Raw genomic sequence first — 17,516 nt, forward strand, 5'->3', positions numbered from 1 at the left:
ACACCCATGTCGAGTCAACATTCCCAAGACCATTTAGACCTTGTTTATGGCTTAAATGATCGGCCAAAACCGTTGATAGCTTTTTTAGCAGCTTTTCAACATTTGCTTGCGATTATTGTACCAATTGTTACGCCTGGCCTTTTAATTTGTTTAGCTTTAGGTGTTTCACGCACTGAAACTAACATGATTTTATCGATGTCTTTGGTGATTTCAGGCATTGCTACATTTTTACAATGTAAAAAAGTTGGTCCATTTGGTGCTGGTCTTCTTATTGTTCAAGGCACGAGCTTTAACTTTATTGGTCCTATTATTGGGATTGGTAGTGCAATGGTTGCCGCAGGCACACCTGTAAACCAAGTCATGGCTGCAATATTTGGTGTGGTCATTACAGGTTCCTTCATTGAAATGGGTGTTTCGCAAATTCTTCCATGGGTAAAAAGACTAATTACTCCTTTAGTGACTGGTATTGTTGTTCTATTAATTGGCCTAACACTTATTAAAGAAGGCTTGATTAGTATGGGTGGTGGCTACCAAGCCATGCAAGATCATACTTTTGCAAGTGCAGACAACCTTATTATGTCATGTACCGTACTTGCCATTATTGTTGTTCTAAATCGTATTCGAGTGGTTTGGATTAAAAGCTCAGCTATTTTAATCGCTTTAGTGAGTGGTTACATTCTTGCTGGATTTATGGGACATCTAGATTTCTCTGGTATTAAAGATGCGCCACTCGTACAAATTCCAACACCAATGCACTTTGGTTTGAGCTTCTCTTGGGGATTGTTCATTCCAATGGCATTCATTTACTTGGTGACCTCTTTAGAAGCAATTGGTGATGTGACAGCAACTAGTAAACTTTCCAACCAACCTGTTAATGGTCCAGTATGGATGCAACGTATTAAAGGTGGCGTGTTAGTTAATGGGGCAAACTCTTTATTGGCAGGATTATTTAACACTTTCCCTAGTTCTGTTTTCGCTCAAAATAATGGTGTAATTCAACTCACTGGGGTTGCTAGCCGCTATGTAGGTATCTGGATTGCCATTTTACTGGTTTTATTAGGTCTATTTCCTGCGGTAGCTGGTGTGATACAAGCAGTTCCTCAAGCAGTTTTAGGTGGCGCTGTTATGGTAATGTTCGGTGCAGTGGCTGCATCAGGTATTAATATTCTTTCTTCAGTTCACCTTGATCGCCGAGCTTTATTAATTATTGCCATCTCACTTGCATTAGGTTTAGGTGTTGCTCAAGTTCCTCAAATTTTAGAGCATCTTCCAGAATTATTTAAAAATATTTTTAGCTCGGGCGTGGCAACAGGTGGTATAGCGGCATTAATTCTAAATGTTGTGCTTCCTGAAACTCATAAATAACTAACTTTTAATTTTGATTACTGCCCAGCTCCCACTGGGCATTCTTCTTCATGAGAGATGTACATGGATCCTAGAAGTGAAGTGGTATTAAGACAGCAAGACTATTTAAAAGGTAGAATCTTGTTAATTAATGCACCGAATGATGCCTTAGTCAGTCAATTACCCGCTGGGACTGATGCGTCAGTCTGGACATGGAACCATGCCGACTATCAGGGATTTATTAATAGTGGAACAGAAGCACACTTCTCAGTTGAGTTTCCATCACAAGAATTCGACCAAGCAATCATTTTTGTTCCAAAATCTAAAGAGCTCTTGAATTACATATTGCATGTAGTGATGAGTCATCTTAAAACCAATCAAGCTGTTTTTTTAGTCGGTGAAAAAAAGGGTGGCGTAGAAAGAGCCGCTAAACAATTACAAAACTTCGGCAAAGTACTCAAACTTGATAGTGCCCGCCACTGTCAATTGTGGCACTTAAAGATTGAGAAAACAGAACAGATTAAACCTCTGGAAAAATGGCTTAAAACTTATACTGTTCAGGTGAATGAACAAGAGCTTACGATTTGCGCCCTACCCGGTGTCTTTAGCCAAAATCATCTAGATGTCGGAACTGCTGTTTTACTCCCTTATCTTAATCAGGTGAAATCAGGTAGAATTGCCGACTTCGGGTGTGGTGCTGGAATTATCAGTTGCTATTTGGCAAAAATAAATTCAAGTAATATTATTCATGCCCTAGATATTGATGCTTTCGCTTTACGGTCAACGGAAATGACTTTTAGTCGAAATGGAATAGGTTCAGACCAGTTGAGATTGCAGCCTGTTATAGGTATTGCAGACGCCCCAACAGAACTCGATGCCATTGTCAGTAATCCTCCTTTTCATCAAGGTATTCATACCAACTATGATGCAAGTGAAGGACTCTGCCAGAACGCTAAAAAACATTTAAAGGCATCAGGTGAGCTATGGATTGTAGCAAACCGTTTTTTAAACTATCCGATCTTAATTGAGAAGCACTTTGGTCAGTGCCAGACTAAAACTGACCTTCAAGGCTTTAAGGTGTTATATGCCTGTGCATAACAAACTATGTAAGGAATCTCCATGAGCGAAACACATGCTCCTGAAAAACTCCAGCGTAAGCTCGGGGCTCGTCATCTGAATATGATCGCCATTGGTGGTTCCATTGGTACAGGCCTCTTCCTTGCTTCTGGATCAACCATTGCAAATGCTGGCCCAGGTGGAGCACTACTCGCCTACTCTCTCATTGGCATTATGATTTACTTCTTAATGACCAGTTTAGGTGAGCTTGCAACCCACAATCCGACTTCTGGTGCTTTTTTTACATATGGCAGTCGTTATGTCGAAGAAGGCTTTGGTTTCGCTTTAGGTTGGAACTACTGGTATAACTGGGCGATTACGGTTGCATTCGAACTTGTTGCAGTTCAGTTTATTATGAAATTCTGGTTCCCTGATATACCAGGCTTCTATTGGAGTGCCCTGTTCCTTATCGTTATCTTTATGATTAATGCCATGACAGTAAAGGGATTCGGCGAAAGCGAATTCTGGTTCTCAATGGTAAAAGTGATCGCCATCGTTGCCTTTATTATCATTGGTTTAGCCATGATCATTAAGATTATGCTGACTCCAGGTGTCGCAGCTTTTGGAAACTGGACCTATAAAGAAGCACCTTTTGTAGGTGGTTTACAGGCCATGATTGGTGTTGCAATGATTGCCGGATTCTCTTTCCAAGGAACTGAGATGGTTGGCGTTGCCGCTGGCGAATCAAAAGATCCGAAGAAAACGATTCCACTTGCAATCAAACAGATTTTCTGGCGAATCTTACTGTTTTATATCCTATGTATTTTCATTATCGGCACTCTCATTGCCTATGATGATCCAAATTTGTTGCAAGCTGCTACCACTGAAAATATTGCGCTTTCTCCATTTACCTTACTCTATGAAAGAGTTGGCTTTGCTTTCGCGGCTGGTTTGATGAATGCTGTCATTCTTACCGCTATTTTGTCAGCAGGTAACTCGGGCATGTATTCTTCAACTCGCATGTTGTTTAAAATGGCTCAGGAAGGCCGTGCGCCAAGGTGGTTTGCAAAACTTGATGGTCGTGGCGTTCCAATGAATGCACTATATGCCACAACAATTATCGCCGCTTTTTGTTTCTTGACGACTTTTATTGGTGAAAAGCAAGTATTTAACTGGCTACTCAATATGTCAGGTATGTGTGGCTTTATTGTTTGGCTAGGAATTGCTATTTCGCACTATCGTTTCCGCAAAGGTTATATTGCTCAAGGCTATAAATTAGAAGATTTAGCATACCGTGCCAAATTTTTCCCATTTGCCCCTTGGTTTGCATTTATCCTATGTTCAATTATTATTTTGGGACAAAACTATCAGGCCATTTTAGGTGGAAAAATTGACTGGTTAGGCCTACTTTCAACCTATATTAGCTTGCCATTGTTCTTAATTATCTGGTTAGGCTATAAGTGGAAAAATAAAACCAAACTGATCCCTTATGATCAAATGAACGTCAAACCTGAACAAGATTAAAATTGGTTTCAATAGACAATTAAAAGTAAATCAAAGATCAAAAGCTTGATCTTTGATTTAAAAAGCGTAAAATGCCGTTCAGATTTTCAACGGCACTTTTAAATAAGGAGGACATCATGCCAACAGTACAAGGTAAAACAGACTAAATAATTTGGCACGATGTCAGCTCACGGACAAGTGTACAAATTCACTTCACTTGTCCGAATGCTCAAATTTAAAACCTAGCATTCGCTAGGTTTTTTTATGCCTGCTCGGACAAAAATAAGAGAAAAAGTATGGGCATACAAAAAATATTAAATGAGGAGGCACTGTATGGTGTCCCCGTTAAAATTTTCACTCAAGATATAGATAGTGAAAGTATCGAACAACTCAAGAAAATGGCTCAACTGCAATTTATATACTCACATATTGCTGTTATGCCAGATGTTCACGTCGGAAAAGGTGCGACTGTAGGAAGTGTTATTCCGACTAAACATGCCATTATTCCTGCTGCTGTAGGAGTAGATATTGGCTGTGGGATGAATGCAATTCGTTTAAGTCTAAAGGCTTCTCAATTGCCAGATAGTTTAAGTCGTTTACGAGATGCAATCGAACGTAAAGTACCAGTCGGATTTGCTTTACATAAACAGGTCAAGGCAAAAGCTTCAAGCATTATTCCACTTGAGAAAAGCTTAGAGCCGATTATCAAAAAGCATCCTGGTCTTGTCCGGATGCTTCGACAATTTGATGCGACATGGCAAAAACAATTGGGCACTTTAGGTGGCGGCAACCACTTTATCGAGCTCTGTATTGATGAAAATCAAGACGTATGGATCATGCTGCATTCGGGTAGCAGAGGGCTTGGTAACGTTATTGGCACTTATTTTATTGAGTTAGCCAAGAAAGAGGCTCAGCATCGTTTTGGTCATGTACCTGATAAAGATTTGAGTTATTTTGCCGAAGGCTCAAAAAGTTTCGATGATTATGTGGAAGCTGTAGAATGGGCTCAAGAATATGCCTTTGAAAATCGCAAAGAAATGATGCGATTAATATTAGAAGCAATTCGCCCTCTTCTACCCTCTTTTCAAATGACAAAAGAAGCAATTAATTGTCACCATAACTATGTAAGCCGTGAAACACATTTTGGTGAAAATTTATTGATTACCCGAAAAGGCGCAATTCGTGCTGGTTTAGATGAATTAGGCATTATCCCAGGTTCAATGGGGGCAAGATCTTATATCGTCAGAGGTAAAGCAAACCCTGAGTCATTTTGTTCTTGTTCTCATGGTGCAGGTCGTAAGATGAGTCGAAGCAAGGCAAAAAACCTTTTTAACCAGCAAGATCTTATTGAACAAACCAAAGGTATTGAGTGCCGTAAAGACAGTGGCGTTGTCGACGAAATCCCAAGTGCTTATAAGGATATTGATGAAGTCATGGCAAATCAAGCTGACCTCATTGAAGTTGTCCACACACTTAAACAAGTTTTATGTATTAAAGGTTAAAACATGAAAATTAAAGAAATGTCAAAGATCAAAGTCCGTAATCAAGTAGCTCTTTCCCCTTTACTTCACAAAGGCGGAATGCATGAAACGGAAAAGCCTCGTGCCCAACATCGCAGAGATAGACAAGATACTAAACAGCAATTAAGAAAAGGCGATTGGTAAATAATTTAGACCAAGATCGAAAGAAATTATTATTAAGGAGACGTAGAAATGACTAAATATTTTAAAAATCGCAATAAAAAAAGCGACTCTAACGAGTCGCTTTTTTACTGTTCAAAAACTCAAATTATTGAGCTTGTTGACCAGGTTGAACAACTACAGTACGGCTACCAGTGATTGTCGCGAATACACGACGGTTCATAGCACGGCCTTCTTTAGTTTTGTTGTCAGCAATCGGTTGATCCCAAGCGAAACCTTGAGTAGACAAACGAGATGCATCAACGTTGTATTCGTTTACAAGAGCTGATTTAACAGAGTTAGCACGAGCTAAAGATAAACGTTCGTTCAACTTACGTGGACCAGTGTTATCTGTGTGACCTTCGATACGTGCAGTAGCGTTAGGGTATTCAGTTAACTTCTCAGCAACTTTAGCGATTTCTGGCTTGTATTGGTCTTTGATATTTGATTTGTTAGTATCAAAGAACACACGAAGTTCCATGTTAAGGTCTTCAGTTAACTCTTGTGGTTGTGGAGCAACTGGAGTTGGTTCAACTGGAGCAACTTCTACTACAGGAGCAGCAGGCTTCAAGTGACCACCAAGAACTACGTTCAAACCAGCAAGAGCTGTATAGTTCCAGAATTTTTCGTCAAAGTTATAAGTACCACGAGCTTCTGTACGAAGAGATAAAGCATCGTTTAAGCGCCAGAAAGCACCAAAACCAGCATTACCTAAAGTACCTTCTTCATCATTGTGGTAAGAAAGATCAGGAATCTCGTATTTGTAGTGACCAGCACCTAACAATACGTATGGCTTGATTTTGCTGTCATAGTTTTTAGTGATTAAATCAGAAGTAACATAGAAGTTACCGTTGATTTGTTTTTGTTTGTATTCAGCGCCAGCAGCAAGACCGTCTACATCACCTTTAACTTGGTTATATTCAGCTTCAAAACCTAACCATGGTGTTAACTCAATACCAAGAGCTGCACCAACGAATAAATCGTCTTGTAGTTCAGGTCCGTTAGTTAACTCGCCATCTTTACCGCCATTGTTGTGTTGAGTGTCTTGGAAAGTGTAACCAAGCAATAATGGGGTAACAGTTACGCCAGCATTAGCAGCAGCTAATGGAGCAGCGACAAGCATAGCAAGTGCAATACGACTCAATTTCATGGATATCCTCCAGAGATAACAATTGTTGTTCAAGCTCAGCCTAAATTTATTGGCCCCTGAGATATTTTTACCCCAGTATTATTTTTAAGCTATTCACATTTGAATCATACAAACACTTGATAGACTTTCCAAGTGCTTGATAATTTTAATCAAGTAAATTATTGACAAAATTACTTACAATTTCCGTTGTAATTCGGTAATTTTTTACTCAACTAGCAAATATGAACAACTTCTTTCTTTCGCTTAGGGTGATTTTACCAGTATTCTAGCGTCCTGATAACCTTTATTTAATTTTGTGTTTCCTCATTATAAAAAACTATATAAATCATTGATAGAACGCATAAAATCAAAATATTCTTTTATATATTAAGGAATTTTAATGTTTAAATCTCCTGGTTTCACATTGATGGAACTCACTATAACGCTCGCAATTCTTATGATTATGTTCACCACAGCTCTTCCTTTATACCATCAATTTATGGCTTCGGTAGAATTAAAAAACACTCCTCGACTACTGACAATTCATATACAAAAAGCCAAATATGACGCAATTTTACGACATAAGAGTGTCGTACTTTGCCCAAGTGTTGATTTAACGCTGTGTAATAGTAATTGGGATACAAGCCTTATAAGCTTTGTAGACACAAATCATAATCTACAGAGAGAAAGCGACGAAGAGATATTGACCAACGTTGAACTTAATCATCGTTATGGTTCTTTAAAATTTCAAAAATTTGGAAAAAAACTCAATAGTATCGTATTTCAGGGAGACACTGGACTGCCACGTGAGTCTAACGGCAGTTTTAATTATTGTTCTTATGATCAGCTTAAAAACTTTAAATTAGTTCTCAGCAAAATGGGACATATTCGTTTAGAAGACCTTAAAAATTGTTAGAACTCTACAGTCTAATGCAGAAGATATTTCTCTCTGATTTTTGCAATATACTGCCTAGGTTTTAAACATTTCTTATTTTGAGATTAAGAACAACTGGAGATTAGAACAATGACTGACATCGTAATTGTTAATGGTGCTCGTACTGCCATGGGTGGTTTTCAAGGATCGTTATCGGGACTTACTGCGCCTGAACTAGGTGCTGTCACCATTAAAGAAGCAATCGCAAGAGCAGGTTTACAACCTACTGATGTCGAAGAAGTCATTATGGGTTGTGTTCTTCCTGCTGGTTTAAAACAAGGCCCTGCTCGTCAAGCAATGCGCAAAGCTGGCTTGCCGGATTCCACTGGTGCAGTAACGATTAATAAGCTTTGTGGTTCTGGCATGAAAGCAGTAATGCAAGCAACCGATATGATTAAAGCAGGCAGTGCTGAAATTGTTGTTGCTGGTGGTATGGAGTCCATGACAAATGCGCCTTATGTTTTACCAAAAGCACGCGCTGGCTATCGTATGGGTCACGGCGAAATTAAGGATCATATGTTTCTTGATGGACTTGAGGATGCTGAAACTGGTCGTTTAATGGGTTCTTTTGCTCAAGATATGGCAAACACACGTGGCTATACACGTGAGCAAATGGATGACTTTGCAATTCGTTCTTTGAAACGTGCTCAAACAGCGATTACTGAAGGCTATTTCAAAGATGAAATTGTTTCGGTTACAGTGCCTAGTCGCAAAGGCGATGTTGTTGTTGATCAAGATGAACAACCTTTAAATGCAAAGATCGACAAAATTCCTTCACTTAAACCAGCTTTTGCAAAAGACGGAACAATCACCGCAGCAAACGCGAGTTCTATTTCAGATGGTGCATCTGCATTAGTATTAACATCAAGTGAAGTTGCTGCTCAACGTGGTTTACAGCCCCTTGCGAAAATTATCGCAACAGCATCAAACTCTCAGCACCCTTCAGAATTTACAATCGCTCCTGTTGGGGCTATCGAGAAAGTTCTGAAAAAAGCTGGCTGGAATGCTCAAGATGTCGACCTATGGGAAATTAACGAAGCTTTTGCCATGGTCACTATGTGCCCAATTGATGATTTCAAACTTGATGCTGAAAAAGTAAATATCAATGGCGGTGCTTGCGCATTAGGTCACCCTGTTGGTTCTACAGGTTCTCGTATCATTCTTACGTTGATCCATGCTCTTAAACGCACTGGCGGCAAAAAAGGTATTGCTGCTCTTTGTATTGGTGGTGGTGAGGCTACAGCCGTTGCAATTGAACTCATTTAATTAAAAAACAATATTTCAAAATCCCGCTTCGGCGGGATTTTTTTATGAAAAAACTACAAAAAATGACCCACAAAATCACTTTTACGTTTTAACTTATTCTTCTAAATGAAAACAACAATGGACTATAACAATGCAACTCAATCACTATCTCAACTTTCAAGGTCAGGCAGAGCAAGCGTTTAATTTCTATAAGTCAGTTTTTGGCGGTGAGTTTGGCATGTTGAGCCGCTATGGCGATATGCCACCTACTGAAGGCGTGACTTTATCGGAAGCTGATAAGAATCTAGTTCTTCATGTTTCACTGCCAATTAATGAATATACGGTACTTATGGCATCAGATACCAATGATCAGTTCTGTGCCCCTAACAGCGTTTTTACCCAAGGTAATAATCACTACATTTCGATTAATCTTGAAAAAGATGAGCAAGAAAAAGCAAAACAACTTTTTGATGCGTTGTCTGTTAACGGTCAAATTGAAATGCCTCTAGAAAAAACGTTCTGGGGTGCATTATACGGAGCGTTTACCGATCAATTTGGTGTGAAATGGATGGTCAACTGTCAGCTTGACACTTAATATTTTCAACACTTAAGCCTCATAGAAACACTCACATATTTCTATGAGGCTTTTAAATATCGATATTGGAATATTGAGCAATAATCATCAGCCCCACCGTAATGAATCCAATTCCAACCCACCCTGCCACATCAATATTTTGCCCAAGAAAAATCTTTGCCAGAAAAGCTGTCGCTAATACGCCAATTCCAGACCAAAGTACATACAAAATTCCAGCCTGCATATATTTCAAAGCAATGGCAGCACAAGCGAAAGAGATCATATATAGAATAAGAGCGATACCCTGAGCTGTCTTATTAACTAAGCCATTACCTTTTGCAGAGTAGAATGTGGAGAGTACATCCGTCGCGATGGCAAATAATAACCACCAAGCGCCGGGGTTTATTTTTGAAATTAAACCTAGCATTCTTGTTCTTCATTTAAGTCATTTAAAAATTATTTATAAAAAAAGCCGAACCTAAGTTCAGCTTTCGTATTTGAAATCTATTTAAGCACCAGTTTGATAACTTGCTTGTGGTACAGCAGTTGAAGCTTGGTATGGGTTGGTAAAGTCTTGCAAACCTGCCGCCGCTTCTTGTACGTCTTTGCCTTCTTTTACGACAAAACTATCAAAACCAGAACGCTTTAAGTAGTTTAAGACATCCTTAAACACATCACCCGTTGCGCGCAATTCACCTTGGAAACCTTGGCGGCGTAATAGTGCAGCAAATGAATAACCACGACCATCACCAAAACCTGCAAACTCAATGAAAATTGCATTAAGCTCATTTAATGGGAATGTATGATCTTCAGGTGAATCATTCACAGTCACATACAAAGCTTTTTTACCTTGAATGTTTGCTAATTGGTCTAATTGAGCTGTTGTTACAACAACATCACCTTGAGGAATAACACCATCTTCAGCAATGATTTGATAAGTATTATCTGCGATCGTGCCATCTTTATAAAGCACTGGTAGAGCTGTATTAAGCATATGCACGCTCCTTAAATGGTTGAATTCCTACACGGCGATATGTGTCAACAAAACGCTCACCTTCAGTACGTAAATCAAGATAAGTATTTAATATTTCTTCAATTACGTCTGGAACAGCATCTGCTGCAAATGATGGCCCTAAGATGTCACCGATTGATGCATCATGGTCCGAATTACCACCTAATGTAATTTGGTAGAATTCAGCACCTTTTTTATCTACACCTAAAATACCGATGTTACCTACGTGGTGGTGACCACAGGCATTCATACAACCAGAAATATTTAAGTCTAAATGACCAAGGTCATACACCTTATCCAAGTCATCGAAACGACGCGTGATTGCTTCAGCAATTGGAATTGATTTCGCATTTGCAAGTGAACAGAAATCACCGCCCGGGCAACTAATAATATCGGTAATAAAACCAATATGTGCACGTGCCATATTTTGTTGTTCAAGCGCTTGCCATACATCGAACAAATCTTTTTGAGGTACATCTGCCAAAGCAATGTTTTGTTCGTGAGTTGTGCGAAGTTCACCGAAAGTATATTTATCAGCAAGATCTGCAATAAAGTTCATTTCTTCGGTGGTCATATCACCCGGTGCGATACCTGCACGTTTTAGAGAAATCGTAACAATACGATAGCCCTTCACTTTATGTGCATGTGTGTTGATATTGAACCATTGCTTGAATTTTGGATGCGCAGCAAATAAAGCAGTGAAATCTTCATCTGCCAAATCTTGATAGTCAAATGGGATGAACTCTTCATCCAGTTTTTTCAAAATTTCTGGCTGAATTTTTAATGATTCACGTGTATGTTCAAATTCAGCTTCAACTTTCTGAGCAAAAACTTCAGGAGTTAATGCTTTAACTAGAATTTTGATACGTGCTTTATATTTGTTATCACGACGGCCATGCAAGTTATAAACACGCAGAACGGCTTCTAAGTAAGAAATTAAATCTTCACGTGGTAAAAATTCACGAATGACGCTACCAATGATTGGGGTACGGCCTAAACCACCACCAGCCATAATTTTGTAGCCGATTTCACCCGCTTCATTACGCACGATATATACACCAATATCGTGGAATGCTGTTGCAGCACGGTCTTTTTCTTCAAGTGCAGAAACGGCAATTTTGAACTTACGTGGCAAGAATGCAAATTCAGGGTGGAACGTACTCCACTGACGGATCAATTCACATGTTGGACGTGGGTCTGCGATTTCACCTGCAACCACACCTGCATATTGGTCAGTCGTCGTGTTACGAATACAGTTACCACTGGTTTGAATGGCATGCATTTGTACAGTTGCAAGTTCAGCTAAAATTTCTGGTACATCTTCAAGAGCTGGCCAGTTTAACTGAATGTTCTGACGTGTAGATACGTGTGCATAACCACGATCATATTCAGTTGAAACTTCAGCAATTTTACGTAATTGTTTTGAACTCATTAAGCCATACGGCACAGCAATACGCAGCATAGGCGCATAGCGTTGCACATATAAACCATTTTGCAAACGTAATGGACGGTATTCATCTTCAGAAAGTTTGCCCGCTAAATAGCGCTCTGTCTGATCGCGGAACTGAGCAACTCGTTGATTAATCAGCTGCTGATCGAAATCGGTATATAAATACATGGCGTATGGCTAGTAGATTCATTATTAAGGCAGATAGCATAGCGAGCTTTTATTCATCAATAAAATGCTTTTTTTGCATATTTAATAACGGTTTTATTGATAAGCTTTAATATAAATCGATATAAAAAAAGCCTGGATAAATCCAGGCCCTTTTTATAGAAGCATTTTATTTGTTATCTGGTAAGGCATAAGCCACTAAATAGTCGCCCATTTTCGTACCAAATGAACCATGACCACCGGCCATAATCACAACATATTGCTTACCATTGATTTCATAAGTCATTGGTGTTGCTTGTCCACCCGCTGGTAAACGCGCTTCCCAAAGTTTCTTACCGTTAGTGACATTAAATGCACGTAAGTAGTTATCTTGAGTTGCACCAACAAACATGACATTACCGGCAGTAGAGATTGAACCACCTAAACCAGGAACACCAATTTTTACAGCTGGTAATTGGAATAGGTTCGGTAAGCTGTCACGAATTGTACCAATACGTTTTTTCCATACCACTTCATGGGTTTTCAAATCTACGCCTGCAACATATCCCCAAGCCGGTTGTTTACAAGGTAAACCAAGTGGAGATAAGAATGCGCTGATTTCTACGCCATAAGGTACGCCGTACATTGGTTGTACGCCCTGCTCAGTTCCCGCACCTTTTGCAGTTTGCGCACGGTTTGGATCAGCAGGAATCAAACGGCTTACAAATGGCAATCCGATTGGGTTCATTACAGCAACCTGACGGTCAGGGTTAACCGACATACCGCCCCATTCAAACACACCTAAGTTACCAGGGAAAACTAAAGTACCGTTTTCAGATGGTGGAGTATAAATACCATCGTAGTTTAGACGTTTGAAAGATACACGACACATGAGCTGATCAAGCATAGTGGCACCCCACATGTCTTTATCAGTCAATTTGTCTTGTGGTGCCAAGTTCAAGTCTGAGAATGGCTGAGTTTTTGAATAATGCTCGCCTTTCGTTTGTGGTCCACGTTTAACTGTTTGTGGAACTGGTTTCTCAGTTACAGGAACAATTGGTTGACCATTACGGCGATCAAGAACAAAGGCATTACCTGTTTTCGTCAATACATAGATTGCAGGAACAGTTTGGCCAGCTTTGTTTTTAATATCAGCTAAAGATGGCTGAGATGGTACATCCATATCCCATAAATCGTGATGGGTTGTCTGGAAGTTCCATACTAATTTACCAGTAGAGGCATTAATCGCTAACATTGAGTTTGCATAACGCTCTTTAAGTTCAGTACGGTCACCACCCCAGATGTCTGGAGTACCTACACCTGTTGGTACATAAACGATATCAAGTTTAGCGTCATAAGCTAAAGGAGCCCAAGCGTTTGGTGAGTTATGAACAAAATTCGTACCTTCACCCGGCATTGCATTTGGATCTGCTGCGCCAGTATCAAATACCCAAAGAAGTTTACCAGTGTTAACGTCGTAACCACGAATTACACCTGATGGCTCTTTGTTTGAGTAGTTATCTGTTACCGAACCAGCAATAACGACGGTTGAACCAGTCACGACACCAGGAGAGGTTGGGTTGTAACCACCTGGGTAAGCATATGGCATAAACTCTTGTAAGTTCACTTCACCATTTTTACCAAAGTCAGTACATGCTTTACCAGTGTCAGCATTCACCGCAACTAAACGGCCGTCATTCACTGGAACAAAGACCTTACGCGGACATTGTGTAGAGTCAGATTTCTTGCTTTGAAGACTCGTTGCAAACTCAGTTGTGTTGTTTGCATCGTAATACATCACACCACGACAAGTTAAATGCTGGAACGATTTATCCGTTTTAAGCTTCGGATCAAAACGCCATTTTTCTTTACCTGTAGCAGGATCAATCGAGATTAACTGCTGATGAGCTGTACAGATAAACATGTTATTACCGATTTTAATCGGAGTAACCTGATTGGTTGTTTCGCCAGAATCGTTATCCGTTTTAAGATCGCCAGTACGTAAAGTCCAAGCAACTTTCAAATCTTTTACGTTTTGGTCATTGATCTGTTTTAACGGAGAATAACGTACACCTGCCTGAGTACGACCATAAGCAGGCCAATCACTCTCAGCAACACCAGGTACTGCTTGAGCAGTTTCTGGTTGAGGTGTTTTGATTTCACCATTAATTTCTTGCGGATCATTGAAAACAGAGTAAACCATCAACAAGATAGCGATTGCTAACGTTGAAGATAAGGCAACTTTACTTGATCCAAGGTTGTTGATTCCACGAGTCACGGCTGGAACCAATAACCATAAACCAAGAATGCCTAAAATATCTAAACGAGGTGCAAGAGCCCAAAAGTCGGTTCCAACTTCCCAGACACCCCAAATAATGGTACCTAGCATTAAAGCGGCATACACCCACAATGCTGTGGAAGCGCGCTTATAAAGTTGCCATGCAACAATCAGGAGTAATACACCAGCTATAATGTAGTAAATTGAACCGCCTAGTGTAGCGAGCCAAATACCTCCAATTAACAGGAATAACGCTAATAACCCAATAATAATTACGGTAAAAGTCGTTAAACCTGATCTTGAAGTAGGTTGATTCATAAACCACCTCTTATTAATCATCATTTTTATCGGAAAGATAAACCAAGCTTTTAAATAAAAATCGGCCTATCAATACATCTAAAACAAAACTCAGGCATAAAGAAAAACGGAAGGCCAAGTTACGTCAATTAATGATTTAACCCTCGACAATCCGTTTTCGGAGTAATTACGCTTAGAATGCCGTTGAGAATTTAATACCGCCTACCCAAGTGTTATCACCATTTTTTAATGCACCAACATGACGAACATATTGCACATTTGGACGGATAGTCAGCCAGTTCGTCGCATGGATACCGTAGTAAAGCTCGGTATTGTATTCAGTGTCATATTCTTTATTTTGGACATCGTTCCAATCATCGTTGATATGGATACGTGCAACACCTAATGCCAACTCATCTTGAGGACGTTGATTGAGCAAACCTTTATAGACCAAGCCTACATTTTGCATGTTATCAATTTTGTTGGTGTCGGAATCGTGGAAAGTCAGGTTCACAAAACCTGTTAAACCACGATCTGTTTGATCAGCAGGCTGGAATAATTTTTGTTTTGCAGTTACCCAAACACCTTGCTTATGAGAATTTTTTGTTTCATCTGCAATTTCTTTAGCATCAGCAGTACTGTAGTAATAACCTAAACGGTATTCACCAGCCATGCTTTGGGCACCTAATTTAGGTGACCAAACCACTTCGGCAGGAATAATTGCACCGTGAGAACCATCCGTACTTAGGTTAAAACCTTTGCCTCGGTCCAGATTTTCTGGGTTATATTCATATACACCCACTTGCGTATATAAGTCTGGTTGCAAGTTATATTTAACACGCATTGCCCATTGACTAACTGGCCAGTTATACCACTGATCGCCGACCCAGTTCCCTACTTGAGAACCGCAAAGCGCCAAGTTCTGGAAATCACAGTCAAAACTATTAAAGTCTTCACCTTCACCAAAACGACCGACTTTCACGTCTAACTTCTGGTCAAGGAATTTCTTCTTGATCCACAAATCTGTTAAACGCCAAGTCTGCTCACGTCCCCACACTTCTTGTGCAGAACTCAAGTGCCCTGCTAAAGCTGGTGAGTGTTCAGAAAGCGACTGCCCATCACGATAAGTTAATGTGATTTGAGCTTCTGTATCTTGCCAACCTAAAATTTTATTTAGGTCAAAATGAGTTCCTAGTGCCAGTTGCCCCGTATAAGCACTACCATGCGTAGATGTATTTTTTGAATCTAAAATACCGGCATATTCGCCGGTATATCCAAAAGAAAAATCATAACCTTGTGCTTGTAACGCGGTGCGTTGACCGTTCCAATCACCCAACATCCAAGGACTATTTGGGTCAAATGCAGCAGCAGCTTGTGCGTGCTGTATAAAAAGAGTAATTGATAAAACGGATAAACAGGAAGCCATCAAGGATTTATGTGTTTTCATGTTTACATACCTTTTATGTCTTTGTTTATAAAGGGTACGCTAATTTTATGTAAAGAAATTATTCAAAATGTTAATCAATTGATTAATCTAATAATAATCTTAATACACATTGTATAAGAAATGGCCTCTACTCTTTACCACTGCCCTTCACCAAGCTTTTGACCTATAAAGGAATATCTCATTTTCGATCTTGAAAACTTAATTGGACATGCCAATTGTGGTTCTGTATCTGCTGTATTATTTTGCAAAGGTACATCCACAATCCATCCACGTTGTTGTGCTAGAGGCGAGTTTAAGGACTCAGTTAGGCTTAAAACAGGTTCTACACACACATCAAGATTTGCGAATATTTCATGCCATTCTTTAAATGTTCTGGTCTTTATTTTTTCTTGAATAGCTTGTTTAACCTCTTGTCGGTCATCGGCATCTAATGAAGCACCTTTTTGTAATAGTAGTGGCAAATCAAGAGCTATTGATAAACCTGACATAAATTGTGGTTCAAGACTCCCAATTGATAGATAGCGCCCATCTTGAGTCATATAATAATCATAAAAAATGCCACCATTGAGCATGCCATGTTCTGGAGCCTGCTCGACCTGTGCAGCAAGTGTGGCTGATGCAGCCATGCTATTTAAGCTTGCCACGCAATCTGTCATAGAAATATCAATATATTGCCCCATGCCGCTACGCCCACGCTCAACCACTGCGGCTAAAATAGCAATGACAGCATGAAGTGAACCACCTGCAATATCTGCAACTTGAATGCCAAGCGGTGGCGGGCCACTGTCTTGTCGGCCGCTATACCCAGCAATACCCGCTAAAGCTAAATAGTTAATGTCATGACCAGCTCTGTCTTTATAGCTTCCAGTCTGTCCATATCCAGTAATTGAACAATAAATTAAACGTGGATTAATTTCTGCAAGCGTTGAGTAGTCTAATCCTAGACGGCGCATCACATCAGGTCGAAACTGCTCGATGACAATATCAAATTCGGAAATCTTGGCTTTAATCAGCTCAATACTCGCCGGATCTTTTAAATCAAGAACAATCGACTGTTTATTTCGATTTAAATAACTATGTGCCGTTGCTTGTCCATTTGCATAAGGCGGCATAATGCGAATTAAATCTGGACGTGATGGAGATTCAATATGGATGACTTCTGCACCCATATCGGCTAAATACATTGTGGCAAAAGGTCCAGGTAAGAGTGTCGAGAAATCGAGAACTTTAAGTCCATTTAATGCTGTCGTCATCGTTTTTTTAACCACTATTATTCATATTTTCTTTTATATTAGTTAAGCAAATATTCTAAAACAATGTCATGTTCAGCCATTTACCTTGATCATTTCGGCAATTTAACATGTAAAAAGTGCTTTTACTCTGTTGTAAATCGCCAATTTATTTTTTTAGACGGTCATTTAGGT

General features: G+C 39.6%; 15 protein-coding genes. 8 read left to right on the forward strand and 7 right to left on the reverse strand.

The window, feature by feature from the left end:
- Positions 1-6: 6 nt before the first annotated feature.
- The 5 genes from ACPF64_RS00945 to ACPF64_RS00965 all read left to right on the forward strand — a co-directional run bounded on the left by ACPF64_RS00945 (position 7) and on the right by ACPF64_RS00965 (position 5,567).
- Positions 7-1,365 carry a uracil-xanthine permease family protein gene (locus tag ACPF64_RS00945; RefSeq protein WP_426455227.1) on the forward strand — a complete coding sequence of 453 codons (1,359 nt, stop codon included), beginning with the start codon at positions 7-9 and terminating at the stop codon, positions 1,363-1,365.
- Between the two features lie 63 nt (positions 1,366-1,428).
- Positions 1,429-2,442 carry a methyltransferase gene (locus ACPF64_RS00950; protein WP_426455229.1) on the forward strand — a complete coding sequence of 338 codons (1,014 nt, stop codon included), beginning with the start codon at positions 1,429-1,431 and terminating at the stop codon, positions 2,440-2,442.
- A 21-nt stretch (positions 2,443-2,463) separates the two neighbouring features.
- Positions 2,464-3,924 carry an amino acid permease gene (locus tag ACPF64_RS00955; protein ID WP_426455231.1) on the forward strand — a complete coding sequence of 487 codons (1,461 nt, stop codon included), beginning with the start codon at positions 2,464-2,466 and terminating at the stop codon, positions 3,922-3,924.
- 275 nt (positions 3,925-4,199) lie between these two features.
- On the forward strand, positions 4,200-5,405 hold the full coding sequence (locus ACPF64_RS00960; protein WP_426455233.1) for an RtcB family protein: 1,206 nt from the start codon (positions 4,200-4,202) through the stop codon (positions 5,403-5,405).
- 3 nt (positions 5,406-5,408) lie between these two features.
- On the forward strand, positions 5,409-5,567 hold the full coding sequence (locus ACPF64_RS00965) for a hypothetical protein (protein WP_005036254.1): 159 nt from the start codon (positions 5,409-5,411) through the stop codon (positions 5,565-5,567).
- A 124-nt stretch (positions 5,568-5,691) separates the two neighbouring features.
- Here ACPF64_RS00965 and omp38 read toward each other — a convergent pair whose 3' ends face one another.
- Entirely contained in the window at positions 5,692-6,732 is a 1,041-nt protein-coding gene (omp38, locus tag ACPF64_RS00970) for an outer membrane protein Omp38 (RefSeq protein WP_426455235.1), read from the reverse strand.
- Between the two features lie 379 nt (positions 6,733-7,111).
- Here omp38 and ACPF64_RS00975 point away from each other — a divergent pair, with 379 nt between their 5' ends.
- From ACPF64_RS00975 to ACPF64_RS00985, 3 genes are all read left to right on the forward strand, one after another.
- Positions 7,112-7,627: a GspH/FimT family pseudopilin gene (locus ACPF64_RS00975; RefSeq protein ID WP_426455237.1), complete on the forward strand. Its 516-nt coding sequence runs from the start codon at positions 7,112-7,114 to the stop codon at positions 7,625-7,627.
- Between the two features lie 108 nt (positions 7,628-7,735).
- Positions 7,736-8,911 (forward strand): thiolase family protein, encoded by a 1,176-nt coding sequence (locus ACPF64_RS00980; protein WP_005036248.1) that lies wholly within the window; start codon positions 7,736-7,738, stop codon positions 8,909-8,911.
- A 130-nt stretch (positions 8,912-9,041) separates the two neighbouring features.
- A complete protein-coding gene (locus ACPF64_RS00985) occupies positions 9,042-9,485 on the forward strand; it encodes a VOC family protein (RefSeq protein ID WP_426455240.1) in 444 nt (147 codons plus the stop codon).
- A 52-nt stretch (positions 9,486-9,537) separates the two neighbouring features.
- On the opposite strand, the gene ACPF64_RS00990 is transcribed toward ACPF64_RS00985, so the two are convergent.
- The 6 genes from ACPF64_RS00990 to ACPF64_RS01015 form a co-directional block, all read right to left on the reverse strand.
- The gene (locus ACPF64_RS00990) at positions 9,538-9,891 is read right to left on the reverse strand and encodes a DMT family transporter (protein ID WP_132071591.1); all 354 of its coding nucleotides are present in this window, start codon (positions 9,889-9,891) and stop codon (positions 9,538-9,540) included.
- Between the two features lie 81 nt (positions 9,892-9,972).
- Complete coding sequence (locus ACPF64_RS00995) at positions 9,973-10,458, reverse strand: DUF934 domain-containing protein (RefSeq protein WP_004638960.1); 486 nt, start codon at positions 10,456-10,458, stop codon at positions 9,973-9,975.
- Positions 10,451-12,094 (reverse strand): nitrite/sulfite reductase, encoded by a 1,644-nt coding sequence (locus tag ACPF64_RS01000; protein ID WP_426455243.1) that lies wholly within the window; start codon positions 12,092-12,094, stop codon positions 10,451-10,453. The genes ACPF64_RS00995 and ACPF64_RS01000 overlap by 8 nt, the downstream gene beginning before the upstream one ends.
- Positions 12,095-12,260: 166 nt before the next feature.
- Positions 12,261-14,666: a glucose/quinate/shikimate family membrane-bound PQQ-dependent dehydrogenase gene (locus ACPF64_RS01005; protein ID WP_426455245.1), complete on the reverse strand. Its 2,406-nt coding sequence runs from the start codon at positions 14,664-14,666 to the stop codon at positions 12,261-12,263.
- Between the two features lie 172 nt (positions 14,667-14,838).
- Positions 14,839-16,071 (reverse strand): carbohydrate porin, encoded by a 1,233-nt coding sequence (locus ACPF64_RS01010; RefSeq protein ID WP_198079461.1) that lies wholly within the window; start codon positions 16,069-16,071, stop codon positions 14,839-14,841.
- A gap of 155 nt (positions 16,072-16,226) precedes the next feature.
- A complete protein-coding gene (locus ACPF64_RS01015; RefSeq protein WP_426455247.1) occupies positions 16,227-17,345 on the reverse strand; it encodes a CaiB/BaiF CoA transferase family protein in 1,119 nt (372 codons plus the stop codon).
- Positions 17,346-17,516: the final 171 nt, after the last annotated feature.

Source organism: Acinetobacter sp. KB005 (assembly GCF_049949095.1).
GTDB lineage: Bacteria > Pseudomonadota > Gammaproteobacteria > Pseudomonadales > Moraxellaceae > Acinetobacter > Acinetobacter calcoaceticus.